We start from the raw sequence: 10,337 nt of genomic DNA, 5'->3' as shown, positions 1-10,337 counted from the left end.
CCAGATGTGGAAGCCCGGTAACGGGTGGAGCTGACTGGTACTAATAGGCCGAGGGCTTGTCCTCAGTTGCTCGCGTCCACTGTGTTAGTTCTGAAGCAACGAACAGTTGCTGGTAAGAGCAGAACCCACTTAATTGAAGAGTGTGCTTGTTCGCTCGAAACCGATAGGGTTTCGGTGGTCATAGCGTTAGGGAAACGCCCGGTTACATTTCGAACCCGGAAGCTAAGCCTTTCAGCGCCGATGGTACTGCAGGGGGGACCCTGTGGGAGAGTAGGACGCCGCCGAACAATCTTTCAAAAGGACCCTTGGTCCCAGCGTTCATGCTGGGACCAAGGGTCCTTTTTGTTTTTTCTGCCCGAAGCGCGTCGGATGGCCGACTGCGCGAGAATGACTGCGTTACCCGAAGACTAGGAGTCACCCATGGCCAACTCTCCTGACGATCGTCCGGAGCCGCGTCACCGCGACAACAGCGGTGACCGGGGCGGAAACCGCGGTGGCGACCGCGGTCCCCGTCGTGACAACGACCGTGGTGGCTTCCGTCGCGACGAACGCCCCAGCGGCGACCGTGGCGGATTCCGTCGTGACGACCGCTCCGGTGGCGGCGACCGACGCGACGACCGTGGCGGCCGGCCCGCCGGCGGCCCGGCAGGCGGCGGCGACCGCGGTGGCTTCCGCCGCGACGACCGCCCCGGCGGCGACCGCGGTGGGTTCCGTCGTGATGACAACCGTGGTGGCGGTGACCGTGGCGGATTCCGCCGCGATGACCGTGCCGGTGGTGGCGACCGCCGTGATGACCGTGGTGGTCGTCCGTCCGGTGGCGGTTTCGAGCGTCGGGATGACAACCGTGGTGGCGGTGACCGTGGCGGGTTCCGTCGCGACGACCGGCCGAGCGGTGACCGCGGTGGGTTCCGTGGACGTGATGACCGTGGCAGCCGCCCCAGCGGCGGTGGCTACGAGCGACGCGACGACCGGCCGAGCGGTGACCGTGGCGGATTCCGCCGCGACGACCGTGCGGGTGGCGGTGACCGTGGTGGTCGTCCGTCCGGTGGCGGTTTCGAGCGTCGCGACGACAACCGTGGTGGCGGCGACCGTGGCGGGTTCCGTCGCGACGACCGGCCGAGCGGTGACCGCGGCGGGTTCCGTGGACGTGATGACCGTGGTGGCCGTCCCAGTGGTGGTGGATTCGAGCGGCGTGATGACCGCGGTGGCCGACCCGCCGGTGGCGGTTTCGAGCGCCGGGACGACAACCGTGGTGGCGGTGACCGTGGCGGATTCCGCCGCGATGACCGTGCCGGTGGTGGCGACCGCCGTGACGACCGCGGTGGTCGTCCGTCCGGTGGTGGCTTCGAGCGTCGGGATGACAACCGTGGTGGCGGTGACCGTGGCGGGTTCCGTCGCGACGACCGGCCGAGCGGTGACCGCGGTGGGTTCCGTGGACGTGATGACCGTGGCAGCCGCCCCAGCGGCGGTGGCTACGAGCGACGCGACGACCGCGGCGGCGACCGAGGCGGATTCCGCCGCGACGACCGCTCCGGTGGTGGCTTCGAGCGGCGTGATGACCGTGGTGGTCGTCCGTCCGGTGGCGGTTTCGAGCGTCGCGATGACAACCGTGGTGGCGGCGACCGTGGCGGGTTCCGTCGCGACGACCGGCCGAGCGGTGACCGCGGCGGGTTCCGTCGGGACGAGCGTTCCGGTGGTGGCTTCGAGCGGCGTGATGACCGTGGCGGGGACCGGGGCGGTTTCCGTGGGCGTGACGACCGTGCGCCGCGTCGGGACGACGACCGTGGGCCGCGTCGGGACGACCGTTCCGGTGGTGGGTTCCGTGGGCGTGACGACCGGGGTGGCGACCGCGGCGGTGACCGTGGGGGCTTCCGTGGGCGGGACGAGCGGGAGCGGGAGCCGATCAGGCGGCTGCCGATTCCGGACGACGTCACCGGTCGCGAGATCGACCCGGATGTGCGCCAGGAGCTGATGAGCCTGCCCAAGACGCTGGCCGAGGACGTGGCCAGGAACCTGGTCATGGTGGCCAAGCTGATCGACGACGAGCCGGAGGAGGCGTACGCCTACTCGCGGATCGCGTTGCGGCTCGCCTCGCGCGTGGCAGCCGTGCGGGAGGCGGCCGGCTTCGCGGCGTACGCCACCCAGCGGTACACCGAGGCGCTCGCCGAGTTCCGGGCGACGCGCCGGATGACCGGGACCGTGGAGCTGTGGCCCGTGATGGCCGACTGCGAGCGCGGTCTGGGCCGTCCCGAGCGCGCCATGGCGATGGCCGGCGAGCCCGAGGTGCAGAAGCTGGACAAGGCCGGTCAGGTGGAGATGCGGCTGGTCGCGGCCGGTGCACGTCGCGACATGGGGCAGATCGACGCCGCCATCGTCACGTTGCAGGGGCCGGAGCTCGGCTCCAGCTCCGTACAGCCGTGGACCGCGCGACTGCGGTACGCGTACGCAGACGCGCTGCTGACGGCGGGCCGTGAGGACGAGGCACGCGAGTGGTTCGCCAAGTCGGTCGAGGCGGACAAGGACGGCAGCACGGACGCCTCCGACAGGCTCGCCGAGCTGGACGGGGTCGAGTTCGTCGACGCGCTGGACGGCGACGAGGACGAGGTTGTCCAGGTCGTTGAGGCCGTCGAGGACGACACCCAGGCTGAGGACACCGCCACCGAGGACGACGAAGACGACGATCAGGACGACGAGTCCGTCGAGGAGTCTTCGGTGGCGGCCGAGGAGGCCGTGAAGGCCGAGGCCGACGTCGAGGGCGAGCGCGCGGCCGACGACAAGGGCTGAACCGGAGCCGGAGTGTGAAGAAGGGCGGCGTCCCGGAACTTCGGTTCCGGGGCGTCGCCCTTTTCACGTTCGGGGTCAGCCCCGGACTTCTAGTTGAATTCGAGGCTGCGCAGGACCAGGCCGGTGGCCGGCTTCGGGCCGAAGGAGGTCGACTTGCGGGGCATGGTGACGCCCTGGCGGGCCAGGTCCCGGACCACCTCCTCGCGTACCGGATGCATCAGGACGGCCGTCGCGTCGTGGCGTTCGGCCTGCTCCACGGCGGCTTCGGTGTCGTGGATGTAGGCGATGTCCTCGGGGGCGTCCGGGATGCGCCAGAGGTGGGCGAGCAGGGTTTCGTGAAGGACGGACGCGTCCAGGGTGCGCCAGGCCGCGGGGCGGTCGGAACGGATCGTGCGGGAGAGCAGGTCCGGGTCCGGGCGGTCGAGCAGGTGGTACGTGCCGTCGCCGGCCAGCAGGAAGGCGTTGCCGTCGGCGGCGGCCTCGGCCAGGGCGGCCATCGCTTCCGTCAGGGGCACGCTCAGTCGGCGTACCCGGAAGGCATCACCCACCGCGGCCAGCGCCTCGGCCACCGGCAGCCGGTGCAGCAGGCGGTGGATGGCCCGGACCTGGAGGGGGTAGCGGGCGGTGTCGACCAGGAGGACGAGGCCGTAGTCCCAGGGTGTGGCGGCCGGGGCGTGCTCCTGCTTGAGGCGCAGATAGGTCGCCCAGCGGTGGTGGCCGTCGGCAATGAGCGCCTGGTGGTGGGAGAGGTCCGTGGTGATCGCGGAGACCTCCGCCGGGTCGGTGATCGACCACAGGCGGTGGTGGAAGCCGTCCTCGGTGGTGGTGGAGAGCAGCGGGGGACGGGTGAGAGTGCGCTCGACGGTGGTGGTGGTGCCGGTGGGACCCGTGGGGCTGCGGTAGGTGAGGAGGAGGGGCTCCAGGTTGGCGGCGGTGGCGCGCATCAGGGCGGCGCGGTCGTCGACGACGTGCGGCATGACGTCCTCGTGGGGGAGGACGATCCCTTCCTCGGGGGTGGAGAGGGCGAGGGCGCCGATGATGCCGCGCTGGAGGAGGCCGTTCCGGGACTGCTCGTAGAGGTAGAGGGCGGGCTCGTCGTCGGGGGCCAGGACGCCCTCGGCCAGCCAGCTGCGCAGAGTCTCCGCAGCCTGCTGGTGGCGGGCTGCGGCGGTGTCGGCCTGCGGGAGGATCAGACGGACGATGTTGTGCGGATCCGCGGATTCCAGGTGGAGCAGGCCGTCCGGGCGGACCACGACGTCGTACGGCGGAGAGGTCACGGCGGCGAGGCTGCCGACCTCTTCCGGGACATAGCGAAGCCCGCGGAGCGGGACCAGTCGCAGGCCGTGGTCCTCGTGCGGCCCAGGTGTGCTCATTGGTGCATCGTAAATGGGGTGGGGAGATGGGTGATGATCGGGGGAGAAGCCGCGAACCGAGGAGAATCGTCAATGAGCCACCAGCAGCAGAGCAGGACCTGTCCGGGCAGCAGCAAGGCGGTGCTGAGGGAGGCCTACGACACTGCGCTGCTGGACCTCGACGGGGTGGTCTACGCGGGCGGCGAGGCCATCGACCACGCGGTGCAGGCGCTCGGTGAGGCGCGGGACGCCGGGATGCACCTCGCGTACGTCACCAACAACGCGCTCCGGACGCCCGACGCGGTCGCCACCCATCTGACCGAGCTGGGGGTCCCCGCGGAGCGGGGCGACGTGATCACGTCGGCGCAGGCGGTGGCCCGTCTGATCGCCGATCAGGTCCCCGAAGGATCAAGGGTGTTGGTGATCGGTGGGGAGGGTCTGCGGGTCGCGCTGCGGGAGCGGGGGCTGGAGCCGGTGGACTCGGCGGAGGACTCGCCGGTCGCGGTGGCGCAGGGGTACGGAGGGCCGGACCTTCCGTGGAGCCGGTTCGCGGAGGCGTCGTACGCGATCAGGGCGGGGGTGCCGTGGTTCGCGTCGAACACGGACCTGACGATTCCGAGCGCGCGGGGGATCGCGCCCGGGAACGGTGCGGCGGTCGAGGTCGTACGGATCGCCACCGGGGCCGAGCCGCAGGTGGCGGGGAAGCCGTTGCCGCCGATGCACCGGGAAACGATTCTGCGCACCGGGGCCGAGCGGGCCCTGGTGGTGGGAGATCGGCTGGATACCGACATCGAAGGAGCGAACGGGGGCGGGGTGGACTCGCTGCTGGTGCTGACCGGCGTGACGGATGCGGCGCAACTGCTGGCGGCGGAGGCGAAGTACCGGCCGACGTATGTGGACGCGGATCTGCGGGGACTGCTGACCGGGCAGCCCGAAGTGGTCCGGATGGACGGGGCGTTCACGTGTGGGGGGTGGACGGCTTCGGTGCGGGGGGATGCGCTGGGGCTGGACGGCGAGGGGGAGCCGATGGACGCGCTGCGGGCGATGTGTGCGGCGGCGTGGACCGAGGCGGGAGACGGGGAGAGTGGGCTGGACGCGGGGGAGGCCTTGAAGAAGGCGGGCCTGGCGTAGCGGACGGGGCCGGTCGCCGCGTGGGCAACCGGCCCCGGTGGTCAAGGGCGCGAGGGGCTCAGAGCCTGTGTCTAAACCCCGGTCGGATCAGCGAACGTCGTCTGGTGCGTGCGATCGCAAGGCGCTGGAAGGTCCTCGCTGGGGTCTCCCCTGCTCGAACGAAGTTGAGAGCTCGGGGAAGGAGCTACTAGGGCATTTCGGCAACGCCGCGAGCGTGCGTGCCAGGCGGCGGGCGCCCGGCCGGGGTTTAGACACAGGCTCTCAGGGCCGTGGGGCGGTCAGGATCCTGCGGTGCCCGGGACAGTGAAGGCTCAGGGGCGGGGGGCTCAGGGGCGTGAGGGGCTCAGGGGCGTGAGGGGCTCAGGCCGCTTCTGCTTGGGCCATGAGCTGGTCCTCGCTGCTGCCCCGCCGCCAGTAGCCGGAGAAACGGATGGCCTTGCGGTCGAAGCCGCGCTCCTGGACCAGGTGGCGGCGCAGGGCGCGGACCACGGCGGATTCGCCCGCGATCCAGAGGTACGGGGCGGTGGCGGGATCCGGCAGCGAGGCCGCGCGGATCGTGTCCAGGAGCGGGGAGGAGCCGTCGCGGACCAGCCAGTTGATCTCCGCGTCCGCCTCGGTCGGGAGGTCCTGGCGGTCGGCCGCGTTCGCGGTCTCGATCCAGACCTCTGCGGTGGCGCCCGGGGGCAGCGCCGCCAGGATGCCGGCCAGCGCGGGAAGCGTGGACTCGTCGCCCGCGAGGACGTACGACATGGTGCCGGGCGGCGGCCGGAAGTCGTAGCCGCCGTTCTCCGGCCCGGTCGGGGCCATGGCGCAGAGCCGGTCGCCGGGGCGGGCCGACTTCGCCCACCGCGAGGCCGGCCCCTGGGCGCCCACGTGCAGCGCGAAGTCGACGATCAGCTCGTCGGGGTCCCGGTGCAGATCACGGGTGGTGTACGTCCGCATGATGCCGCGCACCTCGGGGGCGAGCGCGCACCACTCGGCGTACCAGCTCCCGTCCTCGCTCCTCGGGACGACCGGTGCGTCCTGACCGGGGTGCGGCAGGAACAGCTTGATCCGCTGGTCTCGGCCGGCCGAGCCCATCCGGTGCAGACCCTCGCCGCCGAGAGCGACCCGGAGCATGCTCGGCGAGAGCCGCTCGGTGCGCAGGACCTGGACGTCGAAGCAGTGGTAGGGGGCGTCGGCGGGCGGTGCTGCTTCGGCGACGGATACCGCGGTGACCGGGGCGGTGGCCGCGACGGTGACCGGAGCTGGGACGGGGGTGGTGGCGGTCGGCTGTGGTGTGGTCATCGGCGGCCTCTTCGGCTGATCGCGGGGGCGGCGGGGACCTCGGTGCGACCGGCAGAGCGTGCGTGTGACGGGCAGGCGGTGCGCGGGCGTGGCGAGGAGCGCCGTGGCGGGACGGCGTAGCTCTCCGTACGGGATTAATTGGAGGGTAGGCTAACCTAACCAGGTGTTGGTAGACAGTCCCCCCGAACAGAGCGTGGAGCCCGCCTCCGCTCCGTCCGTCTCCCGGTCCGTGAGACAGCGCAACGCGATGCGTGCCGCCGGACTGCTGGTCTCCCTGGGTGTCCTGGTGCTGGTGGTGCTGTTGAGCATTGCCGTGGGCGCCAAGACGCTGTCGCTGGGCGAGGTGTGGCACGGGCTCGCGCACTACTCGGGCGCGGGCGACGACGTGATCATCCGGGATGTACGGGTGCCCCGCACCCTCCTCGGCGTGCTCGCCGGAGCCGCGCTCGGTACGGCCGGGGCGGTGATGCAGGGCCTGACCCGCAATCCGCTGGCCGAGCCGGGACTCCTCGGGGTGAACGCGGGGGCGTCGGCCGCCGTCGTCTCCGCGATCAGCTTCCTCGGCGTGACCTCGCTCACCGGGTATGTGTGGTTCGCGTTCCTCGGGGCCGCGCTGGTGTCCGCGCTGGTCTATCTGCTGGGCGGCAGCCGGGGGGCGACGCCGGTCAGGCTGGCGCTCGCCGGAACGGCGGCCACCGCCGCGCTCTTCGGATATGTGAACGCCGTGCAGCTGCTCGACTCGGCGGCGCTGGAGCGGCTGCGGTTCTGGACCGTGGGGTCGCTGGCCTCCGCCGACATGGCGGTGGTGTCGAAGGTGTGGCCGTTCATCGTGGCGGGACTGGTGCTCGCGCTGCTGATCGCGCGGCCGCTCAACGCGATGGAGATGGGCGAGGACAGTGCGCGCTCGCTCGGTGTCCATCTGACCCGGACCCGGGTGCTCGCGATGGTCTGCGTGACGCTGCTGTGCGGCGCCGCGACCGCGGCCTGCGGGCCGATCGTCTTCGTCGGGCTGATGGTGCCGCACCTGGTGCGGGCCATCACCGGGCCCGACATGCGGTGGATCGTGCCGTACGCCGCCGTGCTCGCCCCCGTACTGCTGCTGGGCTCCGACGTGGTGGGCCGGGTCGTGTCGCGACCGTCGGAACTGCAGGTCGGGATCGTGACCGCGCTGATCGGCGGCCCGGTCTTCATCCACCTGGTGCGGCGTCGGCGGATGGGGCAGCTGTGAGTGTCGAGGACAAGGTGAAGAGCGAGGAGCGGACGCCGGTGCGGCGCACCGGGACCCGGACGGTACGGGCGGGGGGCGCTCTCTCGCTGCGGTTCGGACTGCGGCCGGTGGTCGCTTCGGTGGTTCTCGCGGTGGTGGCGCTGGCGGTGGCAGTGGTGCTCATCGGCAGTGGTGACTTCCCGATGACACCGGGAGAGGTCGTCTCGACGCTGCTCGGCAACGGGGTGCCCGCCCAGGAGTTCATCGTCTCGGACGTACGGCTGCCCAGGGTGCTGGCCGGGCTGCTGGTCGGGGCCGCGCTCGGGGTGTCCGGAGCGGTCTTCCAGTCGATCTCCCGCAATCCGCTCGGCAGCCCGGACGTGCTGGGCTTCGGGCAGGGGGCGACGGTCGGGGCGCTGCTCATGATCGTGCTGTTCCGGGGAAACAACTGGGCGGTCGCGGCGGGGGCGCTGGCCGGGTGTCTGGTCACCGGTGTGCTGGTCTATCTGCTGGCGTGGCAGCGGGGGGTGCACGGCTACCGGCTGGTGCTGGTGGGGATCGGCGCCGCCGCGATGCTGACCGCCGTGATGCAGTACCTGCTGACCAAGGCGGACCTGGTCGACGCCACGCGGGCGGTGCAGTGGATCACCGGCACGCTGGACGGGCAGGGCTGGGAACAGGTGGTGCCACTCGCGGTCATCTGCGCCGTGCTGATCCCGGTGGTGCTCGGGCACGGGCGGGCGCTGCGGATGATGGAGATGGGCGACGACTCGGCGTACGCGCTGGGGGTGCCGGTCGAGCGGACGCGGGTGGTGCTGATCCTGTGCGCCGTACTCCTCATGGGCGCGGCGACCTCGGCGGCCGGGCCGATCGCCTTCGTAGCTCTGAGCGCGCCCCAGCTCGCACGGCGGCTGACCCGGTCGCCGGGGCCGAACCTGTTCCCGGCGGCGCTGATGGGCGCGGGGCTCCTGGTCAGTGCGGACTGGGTGGCCCAGCAGGCGTTCGGCGAGCGGCAGTTGCCGGTCGGTGTGGTGACCGGAGTGGTCGGTGGCTGCTATCTGCTGTGGCTGCTGGTGACGGAGCGCAAGGCGGGACGGATATGAAGAGCGGCAAGAGCGCGAACGGCAGGAGTACGAACCCGATGTTCCAGCAGGCCAGGGAGTCCCGGCAGTCCGAGGACCAGCCCTCGCAGCCTTCCCGGCAGCGTCTCGTCGCGGAATCGGTGACCCTCGGATACGACGAGCGGGTCATCGCCGAAGACCTTTCGGTCGAGATCCCGGACCATTCCTTCACCGTCATCGTGGGCCCCAACGCCTGCGGAAAGTCGACACTGCTGCGCGCCCTGTCGCGGATGCTGAAGCCGTCGCAGGGGCGGGTGCTGCTCGACGGGAACGCCATCGGGTCGATGCCCGCGAAGAAGGTCGCCAGGACGCTCGGGCTGCTGCCCCAGTCGTCGGTGGCACCCGATGGGATCACCGTCGCGGACCTGGTGGCCCGGGGCCGCTACCCGCACCAGGGACTGCTGCGCCAGTGGTCGCCGCAGGACGAGCGGATCGTCGACGAGTCGATGGCCGCGACCGGTGTGGGCGAGCTCGCGGAACGGTACGTCGACGAGCTGTCCGGCGGTCAGCGCCAGCGCGTGTGGATCGCCATGGCGCTCGCCCAGCAGACCCCGCTGCTGCTCCTGGACGAGCCGACCACCTTCCTCGACATCCAGCACCAGATCGACGTACTGGACCTGTGCGCGGAGCTGCACGAGACGCAGGGGCGCACCCTGGTCGCCGTCCTGCACGACCTGAATCACGCGGCGCGCTACGCCACGCATCTGATCGCGATGCGGGACGGGAAGGTGGTCGCGGAGGGCACGCCCGAAGAGGTCGTCACGGCGGAGCTGGTGGAGCGGGTCTTCGGGCTCAAGTGCCAGGTCATCGCCGATCCGGAGACCGGGACACCGCTGGTGGTGCCGGCCGCGCGGAAGGCGCGGGTTTTGGTGGACTGGGCCGTGCGAGCGGCCGGGGACGCCACCGGGAGTGCTGCCGGGGATGTGGATGAGCGGGTGGCTAAAGCAGCTTCCTGAGGTGCAGGAGGTCGCGGAAACCGGCCTCCAGGCGCACCCGGCCCGACGCCCAGGCCTTCGCGAAGTTCAGCTCGCCGTTGACCATCGCGACCAGGTCGTCGCCGGTCATCGCCAGCCGGATCTGGGCGCGCTCGCGGGGCGGTCCCGGCCTGGTGTCCTCGACGGTGATCCGGCCGTCCGCGAGTCGGCCGGTGAAGGTCGCGTCGAGGTCCGTGATGTGGCAGCTGAGCGAGCGGTCGAACCCGTCGACGCTGCGCACGCCGTCGTGGTCGGAGCCGCTGAGATTGTCCGAAAGCTTGTCGAGTGCACCGCGGCACTCCTCCATGGTCGCCATCACCGCCGACGGTACCCCAGGGCAGGTGTCCGAACCCCGCCAGGTGCCCGCCGCCCGGCCGGGGCCCGGGTACGGGTTCGCGGCCTTCGCGGTAGCGTCATGACCATGGATGTCGAGGAATCAGCGGGCACCGGGACCGGCCCGGCCGGGGGCACGGCGGCGCAG

Annotated in this window: 8 protein-coding genes, 1 rRNA gene and 1 pseudogene; 7 read left to right on the top strand and 3 right to left on the bottom strand. The window is 71.5% G+C overall.

The window, feature by feature from the left end:
* Positions 1 to 170: 170 nt before the first annotated feature.
* From rrf to ACIA73_RS15785, 3 genes and pseudogenes are all read left to right on the top strand, one after another.
* Positions 171 to 287 (top strand): 5S ribosomal RNA (rrf, locus tag ACIA73_RS15795).
* A 250-nt stretch (positions 288 to 537) separates the two neighbouring features.
* Positions 538 to 1,671 (top strand): annotated as a pseudogene (locus ACIA73_RS15790) (hypothetical protein); the annotation flags it as partial.
* Between the two features lie 300 nt (positions 1,672 to 1,971).
* The gene (locus ACIA73_RS15785; protein WP_399439062.1) at positions 1,972 to 2,784 is read left to right on the top strand and encodes a hypothetical protein; all 813 of its coding nucleotides are present in this window, start codon (positions 1,972 to 1,974) and stop codon (positions 2,782 to 2,784) included.
* Between the two features lie 89 nt (positions 2,785 to 2,873).
* Here ACIA73_RS15785 and ACIA73_RS15780 read toward each other — a convergent pair whose 3' ends face one another.
* Positions 2,874 to 4,157: a DUF1015 family protein gene (locus ACIA73_RS15780; protein ID WP_399439024.1), complete on the bottom strand. Its 1,284-nt coding sequence runs from the start codon at positions 4,155 to 4,157 to the stop codon at positions 2,874 to 2,876.
* A 72-nt stretch (positions 4,158 to 4,229) separates the two neighbouring features.
* Between ACIA73_RS15780 and ACIA73_RS15775 the strand changes: the two genes are divergently transcribed.
* On the top strand, positions 4,230 to 5,267 hold the full coding sequence (locus ACIA73_RS15775) for an HAD-IIA family hydrolase (protein ID WP_399439023.1): 1,038 nt from the start codon (positions 4,230 to 4,232) through the stop codon (positions 5,265 to 5,267).
* Between the two features lie 360 nt (positions 5,268 to 5,627).
* On the opposite strand, the gene ACIA73_RS15770 is transcribed toward ACIA73_RS15775, so the two are convergent.
* Positions 5,628 to 6,554, bottom strand: a complete 927-nt coding sequence (locus ACIA73_RS15770) for a siderophore-interacting protein (RefSeq protein WP_399439022.1) — start codon at positions 6,552 to 6,554, stop codon at positions 5,628 to 5,630.
* A gap of 166 nt (positions 6,555 to 6,720) precedes the next feature.
* Between ACIA73_RS15770 and ACIA73_RS15765 the strand changes: the two genes are divergently transcribed.
* The 3 genes from ACIA73_RS15765 to ACIA73_RS15755 are packed head-to-tail and all read left to right on the top strand — an operon-like array spanning position 6,721 to position 9,838.
* On the top strand, positions 6,721 to 7,782 hold the full coding sequence (locus tag ACIA73_RS15765) for a FecCD family ABC transporter permease (RefSeq protein WP_399439061.1): 1,062 nt from the start codon (positions 6,721 to 6,723) through the stop codon (positions 7,780 to 7,782).
* 14 nt (positions 7,783 to 7,796) lie between these two features.
* Positions 7,797 to 8,864 (top strand): FecCD family ABC transporter permease, encoded by a 1,068-nt coding sequence (locus ACIA73_RS15760; RefSeq protein WP_399439060.1) that lies wholly within the window; start codon positions 7,797 to 7,799, stop codon positions 8,862 to 8,864.
* A 38-nt stretch (positions 8,865 to 8,902) separates the two neighbouring features.
* The gene (locus ACIA73_RS15755; RefSeq protein ID WP_399439059.1) at positions 8,903 to 9,838 is read left to right on the top strand and encodes an ABC transporter ATP-binding protein; all 936 of its coding nucleotides are present in this window, start codon (positions 8,903 to 8,905) and stop codon (positions 9,836 to 9,838) included.
* Here the strand turns inward: ACIA73_RS15755 and ACIA73_RS15750 are convergent.
* On the bottom strand, positions 9,822 to 10,172 hold the full coding sequence (locus ACIA73_RS15750; protein WP_399439021.1) for an SCP2 sterol-binding domain-containing protein: 351 nt from the start codon (positions 10,170 to 10,172) through the stop codon (positions 9,822 to 9,824). The two genes, ACIA73_RS15755 and ACIA73_RS15750, sit on opposite strands and share 17 nt — an antisense overlap.
* Positions 10,173 to 10,337: the final 165 nt, after the last annotated feature.

It is taken from the genome of Streptomyces sp. NPDC051561, assembly GCF_044454195.1.
Lineage (GTDB): Bacteria > Actinomycetota > Actinomycetes > Streptomycetales > Streptomycetaceae > Streptomyces.
Note: the sequence above shows the minus strand (reverse complement) of the source record. Positions and strands in the feature narration are given on the sequence as shown.

Coding starts and splice junctions, on each gene's coding strand:
- ACIA73_RS15780 (WP_399439024.1), bottom strand. CDS start 4,157: ATGAGCACACCTGGGCCGCACGAGGACCACGGCCTGCGACTGGTCCCG.
- ACIA73_RS15755 (WP_399439059.1), top strand. CDS start 8,903: ATGTTCCAGCAGGCCAGGGAGTCCCGGCAGTCCGAGGACCAGCCCTCG.
- ACIA73_RS15775 (WP_399439023.1), top strand. CDS start 4,230: ATGAGCCACCAGCAGCAGAGCAGGACCTGTCCGGGCAGCAGCAAGGCG.
- ACIA73_RS15750 (WP_399439021.1), bottom strand. CDS start 10,172: ATGGCGACCATGGAGGAGTGCCGCGGTGCACTCGACAAGCTTTCGGAC.
- ACIA73_RS15770 (WP_399439022.1), bottom strand. CDS start 6,554: ATGACCACACCACAGCCGACCGCCACCACCCCCGTCCCAGCTCCGGTC.
- ACIA73_RS15785 (WP_399439062.1), top strand. CDS start 1,972: ATGAGCCTGCCCAAGACGCTGGCCGAGGACGTGGCCAGGAACCTGGTC.